The organism is Roseibacillus persicicus, from assembly GCF_014651675.1.
GTDB lineage: Bacteria > Verrucomicrobiota > Verrucomicrobiia > Verrucomicrobiales > Akkermansiaceae > Roseibacillus > Roseibacillus persicicus.
The window spans coordinates 254,705-281,334 of the sequence record NZ_BMXI01000002.1; the positions used below are offsets into that span (position 1 = coordinate 254,705).

At 57.5% G+C, this 26,630-nt stretch carries 21 protein-coding genes and 1 pseudogene; 12 read left to right on the plus strand and 10 right to left on the minus strand.

The window, feature by feature from the left end:
• Window positions 1–109: 109 nt before the first annotated feature.
• Both IE099_RS03315 and IE099_RS03320 read left to right on the plus strand, forming a co-directional pair.
• Window positions 110–1,369: a hypothetical protein gene (locus tag IE099_RS03315; protein WP_189567328.1), complete on the plus strand. Its 1,260-nt coding sequence runs from the start codon at window positions 110–112 to the stop codon at window positions 1,367–1,369.
• Window positions 1,366–2,361 carry a phosphotransferase gene (locus tag IE099_RS03320; protein ID WP_229809367.1) on the plus strand — a complete coding sequence of 332 codons (996 nt, stop codon included), beginning with the start codon at window positions 1,366–1,368 and terminating at the stop codon, window positions 2,359–2,361. Before IE099_RS03315 ends, IE099_RS03320 begins: the two co-directional genes overlap by 4 nt.
• A 6-nt stretch (window positions 2,362–2,367) precedes the next feature.
• Here the strand turns inward: IE099_RS03320 and IE099_RS03325 are convergent, their stop codons facing one another.
• Window positions 2,368–3,156, minus strand: coding sequence for a dienelactone hydrolase family protein (locus IE099_RS03325; protein ID WP_189567330.1), 789 nt, complete (start codon window positions 3,154–3,156; stop codon window positions 2,368–2,370).
• A 151-nt stretch (window positions 3,157–3,307) separates the two neighbouring features.
• Here IE099_RS03325 and rtcR point away from each other — a divergent pair, with 151 nt between their 5' ends.
• The gene (gene rtcR / locus IE099_RS03330; RefSeq protein WP_189567332.1) at window positions 3,308–4,912 is read left to right on the plus strand and encodes an RNA repair transcriptional activator RtcR; all 1,605 of its coding nucleotides are present in this window, start codon (window positions 3,308–3,310) and stop codon (window positions 4,910–4,912) included.
• On the opposite strand, the gene IE099_RS03335 is transcribed toward rtcR, so the two are convergent.
• A complete protein-coding gene (locus tag IE099_RS03335; protein WP_189567334.1) occupies window positions 4,909–5,709 on the minus strand; it encodes a PEP-CTERM sorting domain-containing protein in 801 nt (266 codons plus the stop codon). The genes rtcR and IE099_RS03335 overlap by 4 nt on opposite strands.
• 91 nt (window positions 5,710–5,800) lie before the next feature.
• On the opposite strand from IE099_RS03335, the pseudogene IE099_RS03340 reads away from it, so the two are divergent.
• Window positions 5,801–6,844 (plus strand): annotated as a pseudogene (locus tag IE099_RS03340) (STM4014 family protein); the annotation flags it as partial.
• Here IE099_RS03340 and IE099_RS03345 read toward each other — a convergent pair.
• From IE099_RS03345 to IE099_RS03360, 4 genes are all read right to left on the minus strand, one after another.
• Window positions 6,807–7,640, minus strand: coding sequence for a hypothetical protein (locus tag IE099_RS03345; RefSeq protein ID WP_189567338.1), 834 nt, complete (start codon window positions 7,638–7,640; stop codon window positions 6,807–6,809). The pseudogene IE099_RS03340 and the gene IE099_RS03345 overlap by 38 nt on opposite strands.
• A complete protein-coding gene (locus IE099_RS03350; RefSeq protein ID WP_189567339.1) occupies window positions 7,630–10,950 on the minus strand; it encodes a hypothetical protein in 3,321 nt (1,106 codons plus the stop codon). The genes IE099_RS03345 and IE099_RS03350 overlap by 11 nt, the downstream gene beginning before the upstream one ends.
• A 529-nt stretch (window positions 10,951–11,479) precedes the next feature.
• A complete protein-coding gene (locus IE099_RS03355) occupies window positions 11,480–11,788 on the minus strand; it encodes a redoxin domain-containing protein (protein WP_189567341.1) in 309 nt (102 codons plus the stop codon).
• 15 nt (window positions 11,789–11,803) lie between these two features.
• Window positions 11,804–12,007, minus strand: coding sequence for a thioredoxin domain-containing protein (locus IE099_RS03360; RefSeq protein ID WP_189567343.1), 204 nt, complete (start codon window positions 12,005–12,007; stop codon window positions 11,804–11,806).
• A gap of 196 nt (window positions 12,008–12,203) precedes the next feature.
• On the opposite strand from IE099_RS03360, the gene IE099_RS21130 reads away from it, so the two are divergent.
• From IE099_RS21130 to IE099_RS03380, 5 genes are all read left to right on the plus strand, one after another.
• Window positions 12,204–12,350, plus strand: a complete 147-nt coding sequence (locus IE099_RS21130; RefSeq protein WP_377047606.1) for a hypothetical protein — start codon at window positions 12,204–12,206, stop codon at window positions 12,348–12,350.
• 67 nt (window positions 12,351–12,417) lie between these two features.
• A complete protein-coding gene (locus tag IE099_RS03365; RefSeq protein WP_189567346.1) occupies window positions 12,418–12,912 on the plus strand; it encodes a hypothetical protein in 495 nt (164 codons plus the stop codon).
• Entirely contained in the window at window positions 12,912–15,893 is a 2,982-nt protein-coding gene (locus IE099_RS03370; RefSeq protein WP_189567348.1) for a DEAD/DEAH box helicase, read from the plus strand. The genes IE099_RS03365 and IE099_RS03370 overlap by 1 nt, the downstream gene beginning before the upstream one ends.
• 23 nt (window positions 15,894–15,916) lie before the next feature.
• Complete coding sequence (locus IE099_RS03375; protein ID WP_189567349.1) at window positions 15,917–16,750, plus strand: alpha/beta hydrolase; 834 nt, start codon at window positions 15,917–15,919, stop codon at window positions 16,748–16,750.
• 172 nt (window positions 16,751–16,922) lie between these two features.
• Window positions 16,923–18,074, plus strand: coding sequence for a hypothetical protein (locus IE099_RS03380; RefSeq protein WP_189567351.1), 1,152 nt, complete (start codon window positions 16,923–16,925; stop codon window positions 18,072–18,074).
• A gap of 9 nt (window positions 18,075–18,083) precedes the next feature.
• Here IE099_RS03380 and asnB read toward each other — a convergent pair whose 3' ends face one another.
• The 4 genes from asnB to IE099_RS03400 form a co-directional block, all read right to left on the minus strand.
• On the minus strand, window positions 18,084–20,039 hold the full coding sequence (asnB, locus tag IE099_RS03385; RefSeq protein WP_189567563.1) for an asparagine synthase (glutamine-hydrolyzing): 1,956 nt from the start codon (window positions 20,037–20,039) through the stop codon (window positions 18,084–18,086).
• A gap of 113 nt (window positions 20,040–20,152) precedes the next feature.
• Entirely contained in the window at window positions 20,153–21,265 is a 1,113-nt protein-coding gene (locus IE099_RS03390) for an aspartate/ornithine carbamoyltransferase family protein (protein WP_189567353.1), read from the minus strand.
• A gap of 138 nt (window positions 21,266–21,403) precedes the next feature.
• Window positions 21,404–22,837 carry a sodium:solute symporter family transporter gene (locus IE099_RS03395; RefSeq protein WP_189567355.1) on the minus strand — a complete coding sequence of 478 codons (1,434 nt, stop codon included), beginning with the start codon at window positions 22,835–22,837 and terminating at the stop codon, window positions 21,404–21,406.
• On the minus strand, window positions 22,838–23,041 hold the full coding sequence (locus IE099_RS03400; RefSeq protein ID WP_189567357.1) for a hypothetical protein: 204 nt from the start codon (window positions 23,039–23,041) through the stop codon (window positions 22,838–22,840).
• A 397-nt stretch (window positions 23,042–23,438) separates the two neighbouring features.
• On the opposite strand from IE099_RS03400, the gene IE099_RS03405 reads away from it, so the two are divergent.
• Genes IE099_RS03405 through IE099_RS03415 form a run of 3 tightly spaced genes read left to right on the plus strand, consistent with a single transcriptional unit; the run spans window position 23,439 to window position 26,542 of the window.
• A complete protein-coding gene (locus IE099_RS03405) occupies window positions 23,439–24,719 on the plus strand; it encodes a Zn-dependent hydrolase (protein WP_189567358.1) in 1,281 nt (426 codons plus the stop codon).
• 2 nt (window positions 24,720–24,721) lie between these two features.
• Entirely contained in the window at window positions 24,722–25,453 is a 732-nt protein-coding gene (locus IE099_RS03410) for a cysteine hydrolase family protein (RefSeq protein WP_189567359.1), read from the plus strand.
• A gap of 51 nt (window positions 25,454–25,504) precedes the next feature.
• The gene (locus IE099_RS03415) at window positions 25,505–26,542 is read left to right on the plus strand and encodes a tRNA dihydrouridine synthase (RefSeq protein WP_229809369.1); all 1,038 of its coding nucleotides are present in this window, start codon (window positions 25,505–25,507) and stop codon (window positions 26,540–26,542) included.
• Window positions 26,543–26,630: the final 88 nt, after the last annotated feature.

Consider the following 26,630-nt stretch of genomic DNA (forward strand, 5'->3'; position numbering starts at 1 on the left):
CTAGGTCCTCAGGGTAAGGGGGCAGCCACCTGTTCGGGGGAGGGTTGGATGATTTGCGGGGTTCTGCCAAGCTGGTCATCTTGCCCAACACGCGCTAGTTTCCCGCTCCGTGATCACTTTCAGCGAAATGGGGCGCTTGGACAAATGGCGCCCGTTCCTTCTCCAGTTTGCCCTCATAGCGTGGGTTACTGGATTCTGGTGGTGTCGTGGTCGTTGGGAACAGGGTCTTTTGTTGCAATGGGTTGTTCTTCCGGCCTTCGCTCTCAACGCGGACCACGCTTGGAACTTGTGGAAAGAGTGGTTTGGGGCGGGGGTGCGACGGTATTTCTGTTGGTGGAGTTTGTTCTCACTCATCGAATGGCAGTTCTGGGTGACCGGTGCTCGAGCCGGCGATTGGTGGGGAGGCGCGGGCAGTGGCAAGGACTTTGTGGTGCTTTCCATCTTAGTCACCTCACTAGCTCTCTTGGGTCAAAACCCGTCCGCCAGGCTGCGGCTCTGGTGGTCGGTGATGGTGGTGGCGTTGGTTGCGATTGGGGCGAGCTTTTTCCATTTCTATCAAGACTATGGGATTTCCGAGCAGCGATTCCGTTTGGTTTGGCGCTACCGGGCGGGTTTCAACGCGGTTACTACGGGAATTCTAGTAGGTTTCGCGCTGGTGGTGTGCTGGGGTCCTTGGGCGCGCCACCGTCGTATCCCAGTGTGGGGGCAATACCTGGCTCTCATCTTTTTAGGCGCAGCGCTTGCGGCTTCGGAATCCCGGGGCGCCCTTTTGGCTGCCTTGGTTGCAGGAGGAGGGCATTTGCTGCAGGGGATTTTGTTGGGAAAAAGTCCTTTCAAGCTCCGCCTTGCCCCCGCTTATGTCTGGCAGAATCTGCTGGTGCCTGTGGCGGGATTTGTCGCCTACTGGGCTATGGCCCTTCAGTTTGGAAAAGCGGAGGGAGATGATTTGATGAGCCGGGGGTCAGCAGGAAGATTGGATGTTTATCAGGAGTACTTGAAACAGCTCTCGGGGTGGGACTGGGCTGTTGGAACGGGGGAGGTCTTCAGTCTGCCTCCCGAAGAACTGGGCTGGTTGGTTCATCACCCCCACAGTGCCTATTTGGGGCAATTGGCGGGCTATGGCGTTTTGGGTTCTTTATTGTTGTTAGTTTTTCTTGGGGTCGCGTTGTGGACGATCCGTCGGCGACCGGAATTGCCGCTTGTTCTTTTTGGACTTGCCGCCGGACTTTTCGATGGGGGGCAGTTCTTCAGCGCCTTTTCAGTTGCGCGCTGGGAGATTCTGGTAGTGTTTGTTCCGCTGGTTGTCGCCTTGAGTGCCCATGAGAGTTTGCATCCCAGCCTTTCGTCTGAAATTGAAGACTTCCAGTGACTGCTCTCTCATCGTTCAATTCCTTTATCTTAAGAAGAACCGGAGCGAGAGCTTTCGCGGTCGTGGACGTGATGCAGGAGCTCTGGAGTGGCTACGGTCAGATTCTTCGTCTGGGGCTGGAGGGAGGAGATCTGAAGACGGTAGTTGCCAAGCACATCGCTCCCCCCGCTGCGGGCAATCATCCTCGTGGCTGGAACACCAGTCTTTCCCATGCGAGAAAGGTCAGATCCTATCAGGTTGAGGACAATTGGTATGGTGACTACAACCCGAAGCACGACCCCAATTGCCGTACTCCCGCAATGTTGGGATCTACTTGCGTCGGGGGGCATACTCTTTTGCTTCTGGAGGATCTGGATGCCGCCGGATACCCTGAACGATTGGATTCTGCCGGATGGGGTGAGGTGAGTCTTTGCCTCCATTGGCTTGCCGAGTTTCATTCGATTCACCTCAGTGAGAGTCCGAAATCATGGCCCGGTCTGTGGGAAGTTGGAACCTACTGGCACCTCGATACGCGTCCTGATGAGCTTGCGGCGTTGCAGGATGACGCCCTCCGCGCCGCCGCTCCTTCGATAGATGAACGGCTGCGAGAGGCCCGGTTCCAAACCCTTGTTCATGGTGATGCCAAGTTGGCCAACTTCTGTTTCTCGAAGAGTTCGGAACAGGTGGCGGGGCTGGACTTTCAGTATGTAGGAGGCGGTTGTGGGATGAAGGATGTGGCCTACTTTCTCGGGAGCTGTTTGGACGAAGGCACGATGGAGCTCCGCGAAGACGAGCTGCTTGACAGCTATTTTCGCTTTCTAACAGGAGCCTTGCAGCGCAGGAGAAGCGGGATCGATTCTGCCGCGGTTGAGGCAGAATGGCGCGAACTTTTCCCGCTCGCTTGGACGGATTTCCATCGTTTTCTCAAGGGCTGGTGCCCGACCCATTGGAAGCTCAATCACTATAGTGAACGAACGGCAGCCGAGGTGGTCGGGGCCATGTTGGCGGAGTGAAATCTTCTATTCCTTGCTCGTGAAGAGCGATGAGAAGAGGTTGTCCATATAGGTGAATGCCCGTTTGGAGGAAGTTTCATTGTATTCCGCCTTACCCGTCATCTTGGCCTCGGGATCGGTGAAGGAGTGGACGGTATTGCTGAACTGAACCAGTTGCCAGTCGACCTCGGTTGCCAGCATCGCTTGCTCGAATTGGGCGACGTCTTCCTGGGGGACGAAGGGGTCGGCCGCTCCGTGGAGAACCAGGACTTTCGCTTTGGTCTTGGCCGCATCATCTTCCAGGGTGGGGGAAACGAGGTCGCCGTGAAAGGACACGATGGCATCCAGGTCAGCTTCGGTGCGACCGAGTTCGAGAACAGTCCCTCCACCGAAGCAAAAGCCGATCGCGGCCGTGCGCTCTTTGTCCGTGGGCGCTTCTTGCTGGAGAAAAGTGTCGAGCGCCAGCTGGGCACGCGACCGCATCATCGCCCGGTCGGCGCGGACCGCGCCAGCTGCTTTGCCTGCTTCTCCAGCATCTGCAGGTCGGACGTCGACGCCATACATGTCAGCTACAAAAACCACTCGATCTTGGCCAGCGACTTCGATTGCTTTCTCGATGGCTGCCTCGGTGACTCCCATCCAATTGGGAACCATGAGAATAGAGGGAGAGGGCTCTGTTAGAACGTCATCATAGACGAGGACGCCTTCGAACTTGGTCTCGCCGCTGGTATAGGAGACCTTCTTTTGAACGATGTCGGCAGAGGAGGTGGCTGCCAAAGAGAGAGAAATCAGAGCGATAGTTTGGAGATTTTTCATAGTTCATTATGAAAGTAGATGGCATCCCTGATTTCGCAAGTCGGTTGGATGGGGGCTTCGACTGACTCGTTCGAATCGGAGAATTGCGAAGGTCCCAAGGCTTGCGAAAAAAAGAGTGCTCTCGAAAATTGGCGAGTGGTAGCCTGTGGCGGTGAAGAAGACGGTGGCGATGGGATTGCTGGGGACTCGCTTGGATCGGGGCTCGAGCGCAGGGCGTTGGAGTGGCTGGCGTCCGACGGTGTCGCTCTTTCAGCATGAGGACCTTCTGATCGACCGCTTCGAGCTCTTGACCGAGCCGCAGTTCGCAGAAATGGCGCAAGAGGTGGCGGCGGATATCAGGCTCGTCTCGCCCGAGACCGAGGTGCGTATTCACGAGTTGTCCTTTGGTCGCGATGCCTGGGACTTGGCGGATGTTTATGGAGCTCTCTTTGACTGGGCCAAGCAGCAGGACTTTCGCCTCGGGGAGGAGGACTATCTTCTCCACATCACCACGGGCACCCACGTGGCCCAGATTTCGCTCTTTCTGCTCAATGAGGCGGGCTACTTGCCGGGGCGCATGATTCAGACCGCGCCTCCCTTTGGCAAGTTGCGGCGGGGGGACTCGGGGGTGGGACGGTATTCCTTCATCGACCTTGATCTCTCGCGCTATGACGAGTTGACCAGTCGCTTTGCGAAAGAGCTGTTAGAGACGACGGACTTTCTGAAAAGCGGAATCGCGACTCGAAATGAGAAGTTCAATCGCCTCATTGAGCGTATCGAGCAAGTCGCGCTTCGTTCCAAGGCCCCCATTCTGTTGACCGGTCCCACGGGTGCGGGAAAAAGTCATTTGGCCAAGCGCATCTATGAGTTGCGGCATGAGCGGGCGGGCTTGGAAGGAGAGTTTGTGGAAGTCAACTGTGCCACCCTCACTGGCGACACGGCGGCCTCGACTTTGTTCGGTCATCGTAAAGGGGCGTTCACTGGAGCGCAGGCCAATCGGCCCGGCCTCTTGCGCACCGCCCATGGGGGCATGCTCTTTCTGGATGAAATCGGGGAACTGGGACTGGATGAGCAGGCGATGCTGCTACGGGCTTTGGAGGAAAAAACCTTTTTGCCAGTGGGGGCGGACAGTCCGGTGAAGAGCGACTTTCAACTGATTGCTGGAACGAATCGGGATTTGGGTGCAGCGGTTAGTGAGGGGCGGTTTCGGGAAGACCTCTTGGCGAGGATTCAGCTATGGACTTTCTCTCTGCCCGCACTCGCCGAGCGGCGGGAAGATATTCCGCCCAACCTGGACTACGAGATTGAACGCTTCACCCAGTCGGAAGGGCGGAGTTTGACTTTCAACAAGGAGGCGAAAGAGGCTTTCCTTCGCTTTGCGCTTTCCGCCGACACCCCGTGGCGGGGAAACTTCCGCGACCTGAATGCCGCCGTCATCCGTATGGGTACTTTGGCGCCCCGCGGCCGAGTGCGGGTCGAAGATGTCGAAGAGGAGGTCGCCCGTTTGCGTGCCAGCTGGCATCGTCCCGTGCAGGAAGAATCCGTTGAGCTCGTTGACCTCACTTCCTTGCTCACCCCGGAGCAATTGGCGGAGATCGATCCTTTCGACCGCATCCAGCTCGCTCACGTTCTCGCGGTCTGCCGGCGCAGTAAAACCCTCGCGGAAGCTGGCCGCGAACTCTTTGCCGCCTCGCGGCTGAAGAGGGCCAAACCCAATGATTCCGACCGCTTGAAAAAGTATTTGGACAAGTTCGGTTTGAGCTTTGAGGGCAATTAGAAGTCTTTGCTTTCAGCGCGGCGTCTTTTCGCGAGCAAGAAGGAGGAAGAAAGTAAAAGAAAGATAGAGCTGGGCTCGGGAACAACTTGAAGTGAGAAGCCTTCGAATTGATTGCCGGATAGGTCAAAAAACGCGGAGGAATATTCGGGTATGACCGGGGCCTCGTTGGTGCCATGTGGGTCGATCCAGACACCGTTTTCGAATCGGCTGACGAGGTGGCTTCCGCTGGGTTCTACTTGTAGAACCGCATCGCCCTCTGAAGGGCTTCGGCCGATTAGGGTTGAAAAGTCTGCTCCGAAAATGGGGTTCGGATTGGCGACAAAGTGGATGTCGTTGCTGTAAGGCCCACCTCGGGATTGAGTCGGTTGGACAGCGGTGGTCGACGAATTCTTTAAGTCGGATAAGAAATCGGTAATAACCAACTGACCGGAGGTGATAAATTGGAAAGACTCTGGGACCCAGAGAACCACTCCTTCCCACGGGAGAATTGAGAGGGAATGCGAAGGGTCATTCAGTTCATCATCTGACCATCCTGAGCCATCGTACTGAAATGTTTCAAATTGCCCGTTTTTCCAAAGGAAAAACTGCGTGCCTGCGGGCCAAAGTTCGGTTAAGAGTTGTTTTTCCAGAACGCTGGCAGTGGGAGAGTCTTTTTGGTGGAAAGGGGAGGCGATCAGATTGTAGCCGGCTTCCAGATCCGAGGTGACATATCCGACCACTGGGGAAATTGCTTGGCCCAGTAGTTGAAAGGTCGTAATTGCATACACGGACAGCAAGGTGTTTCGGGTGCGGGACATATAGAGGAAGATTTCATCTTCTCTATATTAGGAATAGGAAAAAAATTCGTTCAGCCCTGTTTAGTGGCGGGGATGGGGAGTCACCAAGTGGCGGGAGGTGTTGACCAATCCGGATCGCTTGCAGGAGGCGATGCAGTGGGCCGAGAGTTTGCGAATCGAATCGCCGGGGGAGAATTGGGAGGTCGAAAAGGGGATCTTGCGCTTGGGGTCTCAGCTTCCCGGTGCCTTGAGTGGGGAGGACATTGATCAGCTCCAGTTTGATCGAGGGGCCTTGCGTTTGCAGAGACAGTGGCTGTGGGGATGGCAACAGCTTCTTGATCGCCTCAGTGTTTTGGCGAAGAACGAAGGCGTCTTCATGTGGAGCTCGGGCTTATCGATCGGCAAACTCTTCGATAAGGTTCTTTGCCATTTTCTTTTCAATAATGGCAATATTCCTCGTCCGAGAGGAGTGGCTTATTCGCCAGAAAACTTAGCAGGCGTTCTCGCCAAAATGTCCGAGACGAACTGCTTGCGCGTCTTCATCAAGCCTCGCTCGGGGTCGTCGGCTTCGGGCGTGATCGCTCTGCAACGTCGGGGAGAAGAACTGCGAGCGACCGCGCCGATCGAGATTGAGAATGGGCTTTGCTACAATTCGCTGCGGGTGCGGACTTACACCAGGCGTAAGGAGGTCGAGCTGATCGTGGACACGGTCTGTTGGCAGGACGCGATTGTGGAACGCTGGTTTCCAAAAGCAGGGTTCCGGGGGCGGACTGTGGATCTGCGCGTGGTGACGATCGCGGGGGAGCCGACCCATTGGATATTGCGCGCTAGCAAAGGTCCGCTGACCAATCTGCACCTCGGAAACGAGCGAGGAGAAACCGCAGCCTTTCAAGAGGCGATGGGCGAGGCCTGGGGGGAGCTGTTAGAACTTTGTCGAAAGACCGCTTCGCTCTTTCCTGACATGCTGACCCTGGGGATCGATGTGCTGGCCGCGCCCTCGTTGGACCACTTCGTGGTGGCCGAGGTGAATGCCTTTGGAGATCTCTTACCTGGCATTCTCGATGAGCAGGGCCTTTCGACCTACGAACGTCAAGCGGCTGAGATGAGAAGCAGGGAGCCTAGGAGGCTGAACGGCGCAGAATCACAATCTGCATGAAACCTCCCGCAGCCCCGTCGCTTGAAAGGAAGTAAGAGTTGTCGCTTTTCAGCACGATGAGTTGAGTCTGCTCGGTGGGGCGAACGGGGATCACATTGTTTTCTTGGATTTCCCATCCCTTGGGACCTTTGTAGGAGAGCTCGTAGACGGCTCGTCCATTGGCTGCATTGATGACGCTGTCCCGGCCGGGCTTGAGGTCTGCTTTTTGTTTGCCGCTAAACCGCATCGAGATGTCGAAGGGTGAGAGGTTGTGAACCCTTAGCTTACCTGGGGGAAGTTTGCTGGGGTCGTCGTTGATCACGTAGGGTTGATAGAGTCCTCCTCCCGCAGGAGCCAAGAGGACGGTGGCGCGTTTGGTGTTGGTGGGGAGCTTGACGAGGGCGACGAGACTGGGCTCGGTTTCGCGGCGTCGGAATAGTTCGCGGACGATGGGATCTTTACTTTTCGAGAGGTCTTCCAAGTCTTCGGGCTTTTGTTCCACCACCAGAGGTTTGGACTCGTGCTCGGCATCTTCCGCCGAGATTTCCTCGTCATTTCCAGAGCTGTTTGAACCGCCTTTTTGATGGACTTCCATCAGGGCAGGTCCCGTGTATCTGGCAGGTGTTGAGTAGGTAAAGGGAAGGGCAGTGAGGGTTTCTCCTTTGCCTTCGGTCTTCAGGCTAAGTCCTTCGATGGTGTCGCCCCAAGCGACGAGGTCGACGGTCATGGCGACCTTGGCTTCACCCTGTGCGGAGAGAGGGAGCAAGGAGGCGGCGAAGAGAGCAAGGAATGCCGGGAGTGCGACGTTAAATTTCATTTTCGGAAAGCCAGCGGAAAGAGATGATTTTGAATTTGCGTCCAAAGGTTATGTTTGTGCCGTTGAGTTTGGAAGGTGCGGTTTCGGGTGGATCGGATGGGTCCAGATATTCGATCTGTCTCTGCACGGTAGCTTCCGCATAGGCGGTGGCGAGGATTTTTCCTGCAGGGCTGTAGGAACGACCACAGGTTCGAATGGTGAAGGTGTCCGAGCGGACTGCGAGAGAAGGGGCTAGCACTTGCAAGAGGTCGCCTTGGGTCATCCAGCCGGGAATGGCGGTCGAGCGGTAGCCCTGCTCATTGCTGGTGGTGGAGTCGTAGAGCATTTCATCATCCGCGAGGATGCTGGCTACGGCGCCGAAGTTGTTGTCCCGCGAGGTGACGGCCCAGTCCTTTTTCCGACGGCTGAAATCCGAGGGGCGGTCCGAGGTGTCACTACCATCGAGGTCGGCGCGGGGAGCTCCATTTTTGTGCGCGAGGGTAACCCGGTCCTGATTGGCCGAGATGCCGGAAAAGCCATTGCGTGCTCCAGTGTGACTGATGTTGACGCCGCTCTCGTCCAGGGCCTGCTGCAGGGCTCCACTTCGGCTCAGGGCCGGTTTATCGGAGATGTCAGCCAAGGCGCGGTTGACGAAGTGTGACATGGAAAGAAAGGGTCCACGCATCCGCACCTGGCGAGTGATCTCTGTGGCGAGTTCTTCGACCTCGCTGTTGGTGAGAACACGGTAGCCGGCGTACGAGTCATCCGAGTTTCCGGTTGGAGGGGTAGAGGGCCTTTCAATTTGTTCCAGGCTTCGAGGGAAGCTGGCTTCACTGGATTCTTCTCCGGTGGTGGGATGGACCCGATAGCGGGTGGAGGAAAGCAAGGCCTTCCAAGCATTGACGTTTGTAGAGCTGACGTTGAAGGCACCTTCCACGAGCAATTCTTTTGCTACCAAAGACGGATCGGAAAGGGCGCTGCTATCTTGCAATGAGTCAGCAAGAATCAAGTTCGGATTGCGGGGAGTACTCGACCTCTGATCCAAGGTGGAAAAGTAGTATCGGTCCCACAAGCAGGAGTTGAGAATGTGAGCCATGTCGAAGTAGGTGCGTCGCAGCTGGGTGGCACCGCTGTGATTGGGCGCGCCGACGAGCTCGTAATCCGCTCTCAACTCGCTGATGGAATCGCGTTTGACGAAGGGGGTGGCGTAGGAGTTGCCAACAGCATAGGCAGGTTGGTGCCCGATCGAGACCCGTTCTTCATCATTGGTGAGATCGGCGTGTTGGAACTGGGCAAGAGAGGAGAAGCTACGGGGGACGGTGTAAAGGATCGTGGACTCGGAGCCCCGCACGTTGGAGTAACCCCAGCGGACCGGGTTGAGCCCCAGGTTGCGGGTGAAGCCGGTTCCCGTGTCGCCACCTGGGGCGACAAAGGGGAGTAGGGCTGCGCTATCGTTACTTTCCATAAAGAAAGGAGGGGGATTGTAACTGGCAATGGGCTTGCTGAAGTTTGTGGCTTGCAGGTTGAAGTCTGCGAAGGTGCGCAAGGTCGATCCTCGTTGGCCGAGCTCGTAGTCACGAGGCATCAGGTTGATATAGTCCATCCCCGGCTGGCTAATCTGGAAGGCATAGAGCATCAAGGGGACCGGACCGGTGAGGTTGGGGGTGACGCTGCGGTCAAAGTTGCGGGCGGTCGGATTCCAGTAGCCGTTGTCGAGCTCGAAGCGTTCGATGCGTTTCAGGAATGTGCCGCGGGAGTTGTCTTCGGTCCTCATCTCGAGGGCAACAAGTGTGGTCTGCCAAGACTCGCGGATATCGAGCTTCTGAGGCAGGGTCATGACGGCGGTAGTTTGCAGCTCAAGACAACTATTGAAGTCGAATGGATTGACCGAGTCGACCGGGGCCATGGGTACACTGATTGCGCGTGTGGCGGTTCTGGCAGTTCGCACGACCTTGCCGGAATTGGTGAAAGCGTAGGCTTCTCCCGGGGCCAAGCTCCCGGCCGGAATGGTGAAAACCGCCTGGTTAAAGACTGCTGCCTCGCGGCTTGTCCGGGTCAGGGTTTCATCCGCAGGGAAAAATATACAGGTGGAGTTGTGCTGCCAGATCCGGGCGGGCAAGTTGCCGGTTGGAGTTTGGCTTTTGAATTGAAACTGGAGATCATCTTCCCACTTCAATGGCACGGAGTAGGGATTGGCGATGGTGATGGCAACTTTGGCGCAAGGATAGACGCGATATTGGGTCTCGGATTGCTTGACCGTTCTGACGCCTAACAGAAGGCGCACGTCGATGATGGAGGGAGCTATGCTGATGGAATCGTCGCCGCCATCGCCGCTTACGATCAAAGCGCCTCCGTCGAGGTTTTCAGCTCGATTCACAAAGTCACTGATGTGGTCCCAGGTCAGGTTATCGAGACGGGAGAAGGGCGTGCCGGTTGCCTGGGGAATCACTCGTCCGCCTTGGATGGGGTAATTGTCGTAGGCGTCGGATGGAGGGCTGGAAGAGAGCCCGTTGACCAAGCCGGTGGTGAGGTCGACCTTCAACCCTCCTTCGAGAGTATTGGTCAGCAAGCCGCGGCTGGTCGTGGAGGCCGAATGAAAGAGAGTTTCCCCGCCGGATTGACCCGCCTGGGGCTTGCCTAGCAAAAGCTCGCTGGACGGCAGGGTGATGATGCTGGTGAGACGGCTTTGCTCGGCATCACTCGGGGTGGGGTAACCGGGAAGTTCATCGGTTGACTCCCAACCCCGGCGCTGGGCGGTCAGGGTGTCGTAATCGTCCGGAAACTCGGTTTGTTCGCTGATGTTGATGCGGGATTTCACTCCCTCATCGCCGACCCACCAGGCATAGGCTCCCGTTCTGACCGTTCCATCGTTTGAACGAATGGGAACCAGCGGCGCAGAGACGTAGGAATCCATGGTCCCGCCGTTGTTGCCAAAGGTATTGGCTCCCACCAGGACAATTGCGGCGTCCGAATCGGCGGGCGATCCGTTGTTGCCGACCTGATAGCGTGAGTTGGCAGGATTGACATCCGCGTTGTTGCCATTGTCGGTAGGGGAGCTGACCAACCACCGAAGCAGTTCGGGGCTGGGGGTCTTTTCATAGATGAGAGAGGGGTCGTCATTGTTGGCAAAGACGCCGGTCCAATAGCGGGTCCCCGCCTGCACGCCAGTTAGCCCCTTCGAAGTTCCGTCCAGCGAAGTGTTGTTGCCCGGGCTGGCGCCATTGGCCAAGGGTTCGCCCAAAGCTGTTCCGGCGATATCGGCGGTCGCGGTCACTCTCTGGTCGGGGCCGGCATATTGCTGGAGTTCACCAACCGCTATCATCAGTGCCATACGGGCGTTTGCCCGGGCCTCTGCTCTCGCGGTCCCATTTTGAGAGCTTCGGATGGAGGTTGAAGACAGTGACAGGAGCCCAACTGCAATCAATGAGAGTAAAATCAACATCGTGATAGTCACCACCAGAGAAAATCCGGACCCCTGTGCTGGGCGGGTTGATTTATTTTGTAAATTCATTGTGTATTCAACTCATTGCAAAATACCCCCCGAAATCGAAAAGTTAAGCTAAATCTGTCGAAAAACGCATGCTCGACTCAGATCGCAGGCTTGTGGATGGGTTTCTCCCTCTATCTGAACCTTCAACCACCCTTGGCTTCAGCTCTTTACGAGAGATTGCAAATATTTGGATTTTTGATTCGGAAGATATGTATCTGTTCGGAGTCCTGTGCTGCAAGGACCCGAAAGGGGGGGATCATCCCGACTTCTTTCTGCTCGTTTCGCGCACCCTGCCCCCCAAAAAAAATCCCCCATCAAACCCGTGTGCGGGACGATGGAGGATTCGTGAGTGAAAGTCGGAAACTCTGCTTCAGTTCAGCTTGCCAGCCCGGTGCTTGGCCACAGCCTCCAGGGCGTGATCAATGTGCTTGGTCGGGGTGACGGAGTGGTCGACCCAGATAAGCTTCTGATTGTGAAAGAGGTAGCTGAATCGTGCGGGCCTGTTGTTGGGATGCGGCACCTCAAAGGCATCGCACATCGAGCCATCCACGTCGCAGAGCAAGGGGAAGGTCAGATTGTATTTGTCGGCGAATGCACGCTGCTTCGAGATCGAGTCCATGGAGACTCCCAAGGCGCGGACGCGGGCGGCGGAAAGTTTCTGTGCTGAAGACTCCAGCACTTTACACTGCTTGATTCATCCAGGGGTGTCCGCTTCTGGATAGAAGAAGACAAGGAGGTAATTGGTGGCGCCGTAATCCCGCAGGGAAACGAGGCGGTTGTATTGGTCGCGCTCGAAGAGATCGGGCAACCGGGACTGCTTCGCCTCGGGGACGAATTTGCCCGTATTCATAGCGCAGCCCACAAGGAGCAAGGCCATGGCGAGGGAAAGAAGCTTCATGCCGCGGCTTTTAAACTGCGAAGCAGCAATTGGCAATAGGGAGTCGAGGGAGAGTCTGAATTGGGTCTACAGGCTCGAATTGGGCATTGAGCTTTGTGGGCCCTCGTTCTAAATTGCTCCCGTGGAAATCACCTCGGAACAGATTCGCCAGGAAGCGGCGGAGTGCGATGCTCGCAAGGTCGAGCAGGCGCGCCGAATGAGTGGTGCCGAAAAGCTTCGCGCTGGGGCGGAGCTTTTTGAAGAAGCGTGTGCCATGAGTCTTCGAGGCATTCGCTTTCACCATCCAGAATGGACGGACGAGCAGTGTCGAAGAGAGCTTACCCGGCGGGTCTTACTTCAATAGGAACATGACGGGAGACGAGGCGCTATTATCTCTGTTGCGGCTTTTTGCGGAGCTGAAGATCCCTCATATGCTCGTTGGGTCGTATTCGACAAACTTCTACGGGATTCCTCGCGCTACCAAAGATGCGGATTTGGTTCTTCAAGTTGAGTCCCAGAAGCTGGCGACTCTTTTTAGAAAGTTGCCGCCTGGAATCCGGATGGATGAGCAGAGCTTTTTTGAGATGGTGACGGCCACCCGCAAGGAGCTGCTCCATGTCGAGGGGAGTTCTTTCCAAATCGAATTGTTCCATCTGAGCGATGATGAATTCGACCAAACACGTTTCGAGCATCGGGTAGCGGTTGACTATCACGAGGGCGTTTCTACTTACCTCCCGCGCGTTGAAGATGTGATCGTCCAAAAGCTGCGCTGGGCAGAGGGAGGAAAGAGACAAAAGGATTTCGACGATGTGGTCTCGGTCCTCAAGGTTCATGAACCCATCGATTTCTCTTACATTGAGGCTTGGTGTGCAAAGCATAACAGTCTCAAATTTCTCGCCGAGGCCCGCGAGGCTGCCGGAGTGTAATGAGCATTGAATTATCGGAGAAGGTCCTGATGGACATGGCGGGGTGGAAGGTGATGAAGGAGGCCCGTGGCGTCTGGCGGGCGGGGGTCGTGCGCGAGGCGAGCTATCGGGGGGGCATTCTGGAGGGCAAGGTGCCGGGGGCGGGAAAGACGGGCAAAGCCAAGCTTGTGATTCGTTCTGTTAGTGATGTTGACAACGAGTGCGGCTGCTATGCGGCGCGCAAGATGGGGATTGTGTGTGCGCACGTCGTCGCGGTGGCGTTGGAGACTCTCGACCCGCAATCCCAACCCAAGGAGGAGAAAGCACCGGTGGCGACCGGACCCAGGATTTCGCCCGATTGGCCGCAGTGGACGGTGGAGGAGAAAGAGGAAGCGCGGCCCGTTCGCTTGCGCGTGATGCTCCCGCTCAATATCGAGCGCAGCTGGCAGGCGGGGCAACTGATGGTGGGGGTGGAGGTCGAGGACTTGGATTCTGGCGAAACGGTGATGTTAAATGCATTGGCTGGTTCGGAATTGCTCTTTGTGAGCGAGTCGGACGCTGCGGTGCTGGAGGTCTTGCAAAATCTTTCTCCGCTGGAAGTTCCTGGGGTAGGCTTTTTGCGCCCGCAGGAGTTTCTGGATTTGCTCGAGGGCTTGGGCGGTCATGGTCGCGTGGGCTTGGGAAAAAAGGAGCCACTGCGAGTGCAGGTATCCAGACGTCCTCTGCCTGTTCGACAGAAGGGTGACCGGGTCTTTGTCGACTTCGCGGGGGGCGTTCCCTTGTTGGAAGGTCGTCGAGCCTGGTGGCTGGGACCGGAGGGCGGCACAACGGCGCAGTTGTGGCCCGTGGGGGTGGGGCTAGAGGACGGCTTGGAGCGAGTCTGGGCGGTGGGTCTTTCGCTGGAAGCGGCGGGAAAGCATCGCGCGGCTCTTGAACGGTGCTTCGACTTGTCGGCGGTGGAGGACTCGCTGCCGGTGGTGGTGACGCCGACCATTCGATTGACGCTCGAGGGCTCGCTCAATCACTTGGAGGCGGAGTTGGCCTTTGACTACGAGGAATCGAGTAGCGGGAAAGCGTTTCTTCGCGACGAGGAGGCCGAGGTCGCGGCACGGCAGTTTTTGCGCAAGTGGGGGTTCGAAAAAGTCCGCTCCAACTTCGCCATCAAAGACAAGGACGACGTTGTGCGTTTCCACGCCTACGGGCGGAAAGAGGTGCCCGCCCATTGGCTGGTGCGCGAGGGCGAGCGTTATCGCCATGCCGCCAGCCAGGTGGTGGAGGTTTCGCCGGAGATGAGCTTTACCAGCAGCGGGGAGGATTGGTTCGGGGTGAGTCTGGGCTATCGATCCAGCAACGGCAACCCGCTGGCGGCGGCGGAAGTGCGACGAATTTTTCAAGGTGGGGAAGGCGGGCAGCGCACGCTTCCCGATGGTCGCGTGGTGGTGATGGAGGAGTCCGTCGCGCGCGAGATGGAGGAGCTGCAGCGCGACCTCGAAGGCCAGCAGACCGGCGGGGGAGTCACCCGAATCAATGCCGCCCAGGCCGGCTACTTGCGCGAGGCGGTTAAGGACGGCGTGCTGCGCGCGGTGGGCGAGGAGCCTTGGAAGGCTGAGGAGTGGGACTGGGACTTGGGTCCGGGAGAGAAGATTCTACGCAGTTACCAGCGGGTGGGGGTGGAGTGGATGCTCAAGCTTTCCAGCATCGGGATGGGTGGCATTCTGGCCGATGATATGGGTTTGGGAAAGACGCTGCAGACCTTGACCTTCCTTCATGCCACCGGTGGTCAATCACTGGTGGTCTGTCCGTCCTCGCTGGTGTCCAACTGGGTGGCGGAGGCGGAAAAGTTTTTCCCCGAGATGAAGGCGCTCGCCATCGAGGGTCCGAAGCGGAAGAAGGTCTTGAAGGAACAGGGCGAGGCCGCCGATGTGCTGGTGACCAGCTATGCGTTGCTGCGAATCGATAGCGACCTGTGGCAGGAGTGGGGATTCACTTCCGTGATTTTGGATGAGGCGCAAACGATCAAAAATCCCGAGGCGCAGGTCTCGAAGGCTGCCTATCGGCTGAGTGGCGAGAACCGCTTTGCGCTCACCGGAACCCCGGTCGAGAACTCGGTGAAGGACCTCTGGAGTATCATGAACTTTGTCCAGCCGGGCTATCTCGGCAAGCGGGCGGACTTTGCGGAGCGCTATGAAAAGCCCATGAGCAAAGGCGAGGAGCCTGCCTTGCGGGCGCGCTTGTCCCGGCGTCTGCGTCCTTTGCTTTTGCGTCGCATGAAGACCGAGGTCGCCACCGAGCTCCCCGAGAAAATCGAGCAAGTGCGCTATGTCGAGCTCGGCAAGCGCCAGCGCGAAGTCTACGAAGCCATCCTCCGCGAAAGCCGTCAGCGGGTTTCCGATGCCCAAGGCGGCGCGAAGCGCATGATTGCCCTGACCTCCTTGCTGCGCTTGCGCCAAGCCTGTTGTGATCTGCGCCTAACGGGTCTGCAGGAAGAGGAAGTGGGCGCGAAAATCAAGCTGTTGGAGGAGCTGTTAGAAGAAGCGGTTGAAGGCGGCCACCGTGTGTTGGTCTTCTCCCAGTTTGTGCAGTTCCTGCAAGCGATGGTTCCGATGTTGGCCGAGCGGGATTGGAAGTCCTGCTACCTTGACGGCTCGACCAAGAATCGGGGCGAAGTGGTCAAGCGCTTCCAAGAAAATGACGACATCCCCGTCTTCCTGATCTCGCTCAAGGCCGGGGGCGTGGGTCTCAATCTCACTGCGGCCGACACCGTCATTCACGTCGACCCGTGGTGGAACCCGGCAGTGGAAGCGCAAGCCACGGACCGTGCCTATCGCATCGGACAGGACCGGGTGGTCACCAGCTACAAGCTCATCGCGCGCGGCACGGTGGAGGAGAAGATCCTTTCTCTGCAGGAGAAAAAGCGGGGACTCATCGACTCCCTCGTCGACGGCGATGCGGGCTCGGCGGGAATCTCGGAAAGCGAAGTGATGGATATCTTGCAAGGGTGATGAGGGGGAGGTTGTTAGGTTTAGTGATTCGTTCTTTGGAGATTGCTTCCGCAATGATCAAGGGGCCGACTTATAGTGATTTAACTTACGCGGTGGTCGAGGGGCGGGAGCTCTGTCTCGATCTGTATCTTCCTTTTTGGACCAGAAGCTGTCCTTTGGTGGTATTCTTTCATGGGGGCGGTTGGAGCGACGGGACCTACAAGCGTCCGGGGCTCGAATGGCTGACCGGCTATGGGTTCGCGGTAGCTACCGTGCAGTATCGTTTGACCAATGTGGCGACCTTTCCCGCCCAACTTCATGATGCCAAAGGTGCGATTCGCTGGTTGCGGGCTCATGCGCCAGAGTATGGCTATGATGCGGGGCGGATAGGGACGGTGGGATTTTCCTCGGGGGCGCACTTGGCGATGATGGCAGGGCTTGCGCAAGGAGATGATTTTCTTGAGGGAGTCATTGGAGGCAATCTCGAGGCCAGTTCGGTCGTGAATGCGGTGGTGGACTATTATGGCGCCACCGACTTCATTCTTCGCGCGCAGAGTCAACCCGAACAAACCGAGAAGCCGGGGTCTGTTGTCTACAAGTTGTTAGGCTCCGCCGTGAGTGAAAACGAGTCTCTCGCCCAGCAGGCCAGTCCCGCCTATCACGTGGGTGAAAACGCCCCTCCCTTGTTCGTGATTCACGGTGAACAGGACCCGCAGGTTTGCGTCGACCAGGCGCACCGCATTGTCGCCTATTACCAAGAAAATCAAAAAGAGGTCACGGTCGAGATTCTTCCCGAAGGGGGCCATGGCGGGGCCGAATTTTTCTCGCAAAAGTATCGTGAACAGGTCGCCGCGTTTCTGCGTGAGCATTTATGTTAGCTTCTTGAAGCTCGACAGCAGTAGTTTGTCTATCCATAGATGAGATATGTCCAAACGTTGGTTAATCGTAGCCGGGTTGGTTTTGCTCTCGGCATTGCTGTTGTTTTTCAAAAGCAGCAGAGACAGGGAGGAGGAAAAGAACGTTCGCGCGCCTTCCACCAAGTCTCAGCAGATGACCGCTAGCGGACGGCAGCAGGCATCGAAGACCCGCGCGGACCACCTGCGGGCTATGGTCACTCCTTCTCCTAACTTCGAGCCTGGAGAGCATAAGGTGGAGGACCTGGGTGATTTCACGCTTCCCGAGTTGAAAGTCCCTCAGGCCACCTTTGAGGAAGCATTGGATGCCCTGCTGGAGGAGTATACCTTCATCTGTTTGCGGACCCGACAAGAGCCTTTGGATTTTCGGTTCGAGGTTCCGGAGGGGCTTGACCAGCGACAAGACATTCACCTCACCAACCGTTCTTTTCAACAGGCTCTGCAAACTTTGGCGATCGCCTACGGGCTGAAGCTGAATTGGAAGGAAGATGGTCAGTTTGATTTGGTGAAAATCTCAGACTTGCCCCCGTCGAATAAGAGTCCGATTCAGGGACGACAGTGGGCGCTGCCTTCAAATTTCAAGAACTACTTAGAGCCCTATATGACGCCGAATGAATCTGTTGCGACGGACGAAGGTTCGACTGATATTTCAACTACATTGAAACGTTTTGGTTGGCTGCGAGGAGACGAAGTTTCGGTCGAGCTCTTTCCTACTAGTTCGCAATTAATAATGAGATCCAATCGCGTTGAACTTGCAGAGCTGTACCAACTCATGGAGACATTTTATGGCTTAGCTCCGTCCCAACAAATCTTTAGCAATTGGATGGTTACTTCTCCTGACGAAATCGCTTTGTTGGAGAAGGGTTTTCTCACCTTGGCGGAACTGGATGAAGCCATGCCTCCTCACGCGGAGGTTCTCTCCTTGCCCGAAGTAGTTGCTCGTAGGGGCGAAAGCGCCGAGGTGTCCTTGATTCAGGGCGATGTTGAAAGCGATTGGACCGGATTGACCTATTCCGTGAGCTCCGAGGGTTACGGTTTCGGGGTTCGTGAGTCGTCGCGCTTTGAGTATCGACCAGGAGGGGAGCCGATTCAGTTGGGCGAGAATGGAACGGCTTTTGAGCTCCCGTCCCAAGTGGTGAAAGAGAACTCCGACATCGCGCCACCCCAACGCCACGCCTTGGTCGAGCGCATCCCGACCGATCAAGGCGTTCTCTACATGGTGACCTCCACCATGGCCATTGATGTGACTGGCCGCGCAGTTTATCCAGAAGACTTGGCTGGCGAGTAGCAGGAAGTTCTAAGCTACGAACTGATGATGAAGAATGTGGAGACAGAGGAGGTGATTGAGGAGGGCGTCTTTTCTCACGAGAGAAGTGGGATCAGTGTCGGCTCGGTAGTCGTTGAGGAACTGGGTGACGCGCTCCGGTGAGAGTAATCCCGCGTCGCGCACGGTGTCTTCATTGAGGAAGGAGGAGATGAGTTCGCCGACCTTCGCCTTTTTAGCTTCATCGGTGTGTGCGGGCGGAGCCATGAAGGCGAATTTTTCGCGTTTGTAAAGGACCTCCGGAAGCACGCCTTTGACCGCTTCCCGCAGTATGTGTTTCTCGGTATTGCCCTTGATGCGCAGGCTGGGTGGGACGTGCACGGCCGCTTCCGCAAGATGATGATCGAGGAAGGGTGGGCGGGATTCCATGGAGTTGGCCATGTCGACGCGGTCGCCGCCCCAGTTGAGAATCTGGCCTTCCAGCTGGCATTTGGACCAGGTGTATTGAGCAATATCGAGAGGGTGGCGGCCTTCTAACATGGAGCCGTCGATGCGGTCCGCGATGGCCGCGATGGGGTCGTAGTCGCGAAGCTCGTGCGCGACGTCGTCATGGAGCAGAGGGCGGGCGAGGTCGAGAGTGTCCATCCACGGCTGCAGCCAGGAGGGGGTGAATCCACACAGCGACATCCACGCGGGATGAATGCGCTCGTTCTCGGAAAGGATGGCCCCTTTGAAAAGCGAGTTCGTCTTTTCCAAGGCTTGCTGATACTCCGCGCGCACGCTGGCGGGTTCGTGGCTGATGCCGTGCAAGAACATGTCGCGCTTGAGCGCCGGATAGCCCGCGAAGAGTTCATCCGCGCCTTCGCCGGTGACCACGCAACGATAGCCGGATTCCTGCACCTTTTTCGACATCAGGTTTTTCGCCACTCCGAGGGTGTTGTAAAATGTCCGTTCGGCGTGCCAGACGGTGTCGATGAAGTTCTGCCCGTAAAGGTCTTCGGCCTTCAGGTTGATCACGTTCTGCTCCGCGCCCATGGACTCGGCCATCTCTTGGGCGATGGGGGCTTCGTCGTATTGATCGTCGTCGAAGGAGATGGTGTAGGCCTTCACCGGACTCTGCATCGCGCCGCTGGCAAGACCGAGAATGCAGCAGGAGTCGATGCCGCCCGAAAGGTAGCAGCCCACCGGAACGTCGGCTTCCAGACGAATCACGATAGCATCGATGAGTTCCTCGCGAATCCGTTCGACCTGATCTTGCTCGTTCACCTCCTTGGGGCGCTCTTCCTCGGTTGGAAAGTCGAAGTCCCAGTAGCGCTCTTCGGTGATGTCGAGACTGCCGTTGCGCTTGCGGATGCGGAGAAAATGTCCGGGCGAAAGAGAGTGCACCCCGGTGAAGGCGCTCATGCCGGGGACGATGGTTTGCATTAGCTGATGCAGGGCCGCTTTGGGATCGAGGCGAGCTTCCACTTCAGGGTGGGCGAGCACCGCTTTGGCCTCTGAACCCCAGACGAGGGTGTCCTTGTTACTAGAGACGTAGTAGAAAAGTGGGCGCACCCCGAAACGGTCGCGCGCGAGGAGGAGTTCGTCCCTTTCCTGATCATAAAGAACGATGGCGAACTCTCCGCGCAGCTCTTGCAGGAAATCGATGCCGAACTTGCGATAGAGGCCGAGGGCAATTTCGGAATCGGACTTGGTTAGGAAACGCTGGCTCTCCGCCATGAGGTTGGAGCGGTGGCGCTTGAAGTTATAGAACTCCCCATTGACGGTGAGGTAGTGGCTTTTGTCGGGAGTCGCGAGGGGTTGGGCTCCGTGTTCGAAATCGTTGATGATGAGCCGCGAATGCCCGAGCGCCAATCCCCGCTCGCGGTCGAGGTGGGCATTGAAGCTGTCAGGCCCACGGTGCTTGATGCTTTCCAGTTGGGCGTCGACAATTTCGGAGGTGTTGTCGGGAAGGGGTTTGGTCGAGAAGAAGCCGGCGATTCCGCACATGAGTTTGTTAGGGTTGGGGTGGTAGGTCTTGGGTCGGTTGGGAGAAGGAAGGGAAAAGAACGTGATCCCACCGCGCATCGTCGCGATGGTTCGAGCTCTCTGAGAAGTCAGAATTAGTCTTGGTCTGCCAGTTTGCCGGCATGCTCCAGGTCGGGGAGGCTGTCGAGGCGGCCGAGGGTGGCGACCAGAAGGGCCTGTCGAATGAAGACCGCGCCATGGGCCTGCGAGAAGTAGAGGTTATGCGGGGTCTTATCGAGTGAGGTATCGAGCTCGTTGAGGCGGGCGAGAGGGTGAAGGATGACCGCGTTGGGCTTGAGCGGACTGTTGGAATCCAGCTTGTAGCGCGCATCCAAGGACTTGTAGGAGTCGCCGAGGAAGGCGATGGAGTTCATGTAGATTACGTCCAGATCCGCGATCGTTTCCTGAATGTCGTTGGTGACCTCATAGGCAATGTCCGCTTCGGTCAGGTGACTGATGACGTCTTCGCCAAAGGGGTCGGCCATCTCGGAGATGACGGTGACCTTGGCGATGTGATCTTTGAAAAGGAGGGAGAGCAGTAGGAAAGACTTCACCGCGCGCATGGAACCCGGGGTGCCGAGAATGCCCAAGTGGAGTTTGGGTTCGTCGGGTAGTTTGGGGGCGGCCAGTTCGGGTTTCCACTTCAGGAGGGCGAACCAATCGGCGAGAGCCTGGGTGGGATGTTCCCCCGAGCCGTTGCCGGCATTGACGAGAGGGATGCGCATGTTGTCGAGGATTTGCTCGGGCGCGGTGGTCTCGGTGTGACGCATCACGACCAGGTCGGCGTAGGCGTTGAACATCTCGCCAATGTCGCCGAGTGATTCTCCTTTGGCCTGTCCGGTGGTGGTACCGTCGGCGATGGAAATCACTTTGCCACCCAGACGATGAACCGCACTTTCGAAAGAGATGCGGGTGCGGGTCGAGGGCTCGAAGAATGCGGTGACGACGATCTTTCCGTCGAGGGGGTGGTAGGGCCAGATTTCGATTTTTTCGAGAACGGCCGCCAGTTTGCAGAGTTCCGCTACCTGGTCGAAGGTGAACTGGGTGGCGCTCAGAATATTCTGGCCCGCCAGTTCTCCGAGGACCGCTAGGTTCACGGGATTGTTATTGAACAGGCCGGAGGGCTCGGGCCGGGTGGCCTCCGAGTCGAGGGGTGGGGACAGGAAGGGCGTCTGCTTGTTTTCGGCAATAGGCTGGGAGTCGTTCATGGCTTACCAGAGGTTCTTGTTTTTAAAGTCGCGAAAGAAGAGGGCCGCTAAGACGACAAAGGCCAAGCCGGTCCAGAGGAGTGAGCCGTAGATGATGAGCTGCAGGGCGGTGGGGGAGAACATGGAGCGGCGGAGGTCTTAGGCTTTTTGAGGAGAGGGGGAGGCGTGTTGAGAACCTCGCGCGGCGAGCTTGGCAGTCAAACAGAAGAGCATGGAAATGGCTGCTGAAATGAGAGAGGCGGTATACCATCCGAGGGTGAAGTAGGCGATGAGCCCCAAGGTCGCGGCTGCCACGATGCCTGCCAGAACGAGTCCGCGGCGATAGCTTTTCCAATAAATGCCCGCGATGACCGGCCAGATGAGAGCTGCCACGAGTGGCCCTGAAGCGTAGAGAACTTCGTAAAGAGGCCAGCGTGGAACCGACAGTCCCCACGCCAGAAAGCCGGTGCCCATGATGACGATGGCGGCGGCGCGGCGGAATTTGGATTCGGGCAGATCGCCTTTACCCAGATGTTTGGGCACGTCCTTGAGGATGAGGTCCGAGGTGGCCGCGAGGAGGGAGTCGATGGACGAGGCGATGGAGCAAAATAGCACCACCAGAATGAGAATGCCCGCAGCAGGACCGAATCCGGCCTCGGCGAGAACATGCTGCGCCACGGCGGGGCCGACCTGATTGGTGTTGGTGACATTGAGCCCGAGCGGTCCGGCGGAGAGCGCAATGAAACCGGCCGCGATGGGGATGGGGAACCAGCAGAGTCCGGCCAGAATGAAAGCCTTGGGAGCAACGCCCTTTCGCATCGCAAAGGTGCGCGACCACCAGACGTTGTTGTGAAAGACTTCCCCGAAGCCGAACAACATGATGTTGAAAAAAGACAACAGCGCCACCGGCATGTAGGTCTGCAACAGCATCGGCTGGCGTTGCGCCAGTTGGGCGTGGGTGTCGTCGAGGTCGAGATTGGTCAGCACCAGCGCCCCAATCACCACGATGCCGAGGAGGATAATGAGGCTTTGGATAAAGTCCGTTCCCACCACCGCATAAAGTCCGCCGAAGAGGGTGTAGAGAACACAAACTAGCAGAATGATGGACATTCCCGTGAGGTAGGGGATGCCGGTCAATACGTTGAGCAGCTCGCCCCCTGCCACCGCCATGGTGACCAGCCAAGAAAGGGAATAGGTCAGGGTGATGATGAGGAAAAGGAGCCAACCTGCTTTGCCATACTTCAGGTGGAAAAAGTCGCCGGCCGTGGTGCCCTTGGGCAATAGCTTGCGGATTCGCATCGCCATCGGGGCGAAGAGAAAGAGTCCGAATGACGCGGTGGCGTAGGCCAGCACTCCCCATAAGCCCTTGGTGTAGGCGAATTGCGGGGCCAGCATGATGGTGTTGGAGGTGACCCAAGTCGCCATCACGGTCGCGGAGCCGAGCGCGAGTCCGATGTTGCGCCCGGCCAAAGTGAAGCCTTCCGAGTCCTTGGCCTTTCGCCCCCAATGAATCCCAAGAGCGACCCACAGTAAGCTGAGCAAAATGACAACGGTCCACCCGGTAGCGGGGGAGATGGAGGCGGCGAAAAGCATTTAGGAAGTCTCTTCAGGTTCGGAGCGGGAGGTGAGGTGGCCGTGCACGATGGCGGCCCCAGTGGCAAGCACGACCAGGCCGCCGAGAAGGAGCAAAAGGTTCACTTTCTCGCGGGCCATGTAGTGGCTGGTGACTTGAGCTGGCGCGGACCAATCGGAGGCCCCCGCCGCTTGCACGCGGAAGCGGTGATCGCCCTCCGCCATGCCAGTGATGACCGTGGAGCGATCTGTTCCGGTGGAAAAAGTAAAGGACTCGCCCGAGGGGGGAAGGTGTTCGATGAGGTAGGTCGTGTCTCCTTCTTCGTTGCTGTTAGATTTTGACCAGCTCAGCGAAACGGTGCCGTCAGTGGTTTCGGAAGGTGGCTCGAGAAAGCTAGTAGGGTTCCCATGGGCCCCGTCCGCGAAGCAGACGATGGCGAGTAATGTGAGGATGACTTTGGGTCGGTAGATAGCTCGTGGTGACGTCTAAGATTCTGTCCTAACGGAAGAACGCAATGGTCTCGGGCGGAAAGAGCCAAACAAATGTCAGGGCAGGTGCAAGGGATTTTTTCTGACGATTCGTTGCCAAGCGCTTCGATTCGTGCGAGGGCTTTGTATAGAGATGGTTGAAACTAAAGAGAGAGCAGAGGTCTCTTTGCCTCGTTTGCAGCGACGGTTTAAAGAGTTGAGTGACATCGGGTTGGACCCGGAAGTGGGAGGGCTTTACCGCATGGCTTTCACCCAGGAAGACATGGAGGCGCGCAGTTGGCTGGAGAAGGAAATGGAGGATGCTGGACTGGTGGTTGCTCGCGATGGCGCCGGAAATGTCAGTGGGGTGTTGGAAGGGCGGGAGCCGGATTTGCCACGTATCTTGATTGGTTCTCACCTCGATACCGTACCCTGTGCGGGCACTTTGGATGGCTCTCTCGGGGTGCTTTCCGCCTTGGAATGTTTGCACGCGATGAACGAGGCGGGTTTCAAGCCGAAGCACTCGCTGGAGGTCATTTCTTTTTCCGATGAAGAGGGTCGTTTCGGTGGCATGTTTGGTTCCCAGGCCGTTACTGGTAAACTCACGCCCGAGACGCTGCACAATGCAAAGGACTTAAACGGAGTGAAGCTCGCCGACGTTCTCGAGCGTCGGGGGATGGATCCTTGGAAAGCGCTGGAGGCGGTGCGGGATCCGAAGAGTTTGGAGTGTTATTTGGAGCTGCATATTGAGCAGGGACCGGTCTTGGATGTCGCTCGCGAGCAGGTGGGATTGGTGGAGGATATTACCGGTCTATTCAAGTGGTCGGTGACGCTGCGCGGAGAAGCGAATCATGCTGGCACCACCCCGATGGACATGCGGCAGGATGCCTTTTTCGGAATGGCGGAGTTTGCCTATCAAATTGATCGCGTGCTGGAGGAAAACGGGAGCGAGCGTTCGCGGGCCACGGTGGGGAAGGCCGAACTGCTGCCCGGTTCGGCGAACACGGTCCCGGGCGAGGCGAACTTCTCACTCGATGTGCGCGACACCGATCCGGAGATTTTGCGGCAGCTCTCTGATCAGTTCCGGCGCGCGCTTTCCGCCATTGCGCGGCGACGCAATCTGATGTTCGAGTTCACGGTGGAGAGCGAGATCGAACCCGTGGCGTGTTCGCGTCCGATGCTGGATGTCTTGGAAGAAAAAGCCAAGGACTTGGGCCTCGCCTATCGCCGTATGCCCTCGGGGGCCGCGCATGATGCCCAGATGATGGCGACCATCACGCCGACCGTGATGCTCTTTGTCCCCTCGCGGGGCGGAAAGAGTCATTCGCCGCAGGAGTGGACCTCGTGGGATGACATTTTTGCAGGGACCAACCTTCTGATGGAGACCCTGTTAGAGTTGTCCGAGACCGGAGTCACCGATAGCCAGGAAGCCTGATTATGCTCAATTTAAAAATGGGAAAAGGGGAGCAGCGGGCGGATTACATTGAGGCCTTCCTCTGTCACCCCGAGCGCACGCGGGCTCTGCGCGAGCGCAAGGCGGCGCTGGTCTGCATCGATGTGCAATATCTCGATGCCGCCCCGGGTTATGGGCTCTTCACTGACCCCGAGGCTTCGGGAGTTTCCAAGCAGGGCAGGGACTATTACTTCTCCCGGCTGGAGGATTTGGTGATGCCAAATATGCGGAGGCTGCAGGAACAGTTTCGTGATTCCTCTCTGGAGGTCATCCATTGCCGCATCTGCGCGCTGACGAAGGATGGGCGCGATCGTTCCAGCGGGCACAAGCGCTTGGGTCTATTGGCTGCCCCGGGATCGAAGGAGGCCGAATTTTTGCCCGAAGTGGCTCCGGTGGGTGATGAGATCATCATCAACAAGACCGCGAGCGGGGCTTTCCCCTCCACCAACTTGCACTTCGTGCTGCAGAACATGGGCATCGAGACCCTCTATATGGTGGGGGTCTATACTAACGAGTGTGTGGAAACCACCGCGCGCGATGCTTGTGACTTGGGCTACTTCGTCACGGTGGTGGATGATGCCTGTGCGACGGTTTCGCAGGAGCTGCACGACGCCTCGCTGGGGGTGTTGAAGTTCCGCTACGCGAATGTGATGACTACTCAGGAAGTGCTGCACGAGGTGCGGCGCGAGACCAACTTGCCCCGGGGGGAGCGCTGAAGAAGCATCCCGTGCTCGTCAAGGGCAGGGAATTGAGCCATAGCTTTCGCGATGGTCGACCTACCGCAGCCTTTCACCGTTCTCGCCCCCATGCAGGAGGTGACGGATTTGCCGTTTTGGAAGACCCTGATGCAATGTGGGGGAGGGGCGGATCTCTACATCACGGAGTACTTTCGCGTCCATATCCACTCCACTTTGGAAAAGGATATTCTCGCAAGCCTCCTGCAAAATCCCACTGGTCGGCCCGCCATCGCCCAGATGATTGGGCAGGACGTGGCCGAGATGCGTCGCACCGCTGCAGCTCTGTTAGAGCACGAGGAAGTGGCGGGAATCGATATCAACCTGGGGTGCCCGGCGCCTGTGGTTTGCTCCAAGCAGGCGGGCGGGGGACTGCTGCGCGATCTGGAGCAGGTGCACCGGTTGTTAGGCGGACTGCGCGAGCAGTGCGGGGAGCGCTGGTTCACGGTCAAGACCCGGGTCGGGTTCGAGAGCGAGGAGGAATTCGGTGAGCTGTTAGAAGTCTTTGCCCGTCACGAGATCGACATGCTGAGCGTCCATGGCCGCACCGTCAGAGAGCGGTATCAAACTCCGGTCCATGTCGATGTGGTGCGGACGGCGGTCGAGCGCTTGGCCTGCCCGGTGGTGGCCAATGGCAATGTGGTCGATGTGGCGACCGGGCAAAGCTATCTCCGCCAGACCGAGGCCGCGGGACTGATGGTGGGGCGTGGGGCGATTCGCAATCCGTGGATTTTTCCCCAACTGCGAGCCGCTTTTTCGGGTCAGGAACCGGAGCCCGTGGAGCGCCGCCAGCTGCTCAACTACATTCTCATCCTCTGGGAGGAAACTGCCCGAGCCCGAGTGGAGTTTCGGCAGGGCTTTGAGGAAAAGAAGCATGTGCAAAAGATGAAGCGCTACCTCAACTACATCATCGCGGGACTGGATGATGACTTCGAGTTTCGCATGAAGAGAAGCCGCGAGAAGGAAGAGCTCTTTGCGCTGCTCCACGACTTTCTGGACAACGATGAACATGTTCCCGCGCTGCCACCCGAGCGCTCGAAGCTCTTCTGTGGTTTTCGCGAATTGCTTTGAGGCCCCAGAGGGATGAGGGGAGGTGGCCATGATAGGGAGCCTCGAGAAAATCTGAAATTCCGAACAAGACGAAGGAGGGAACCGCTGG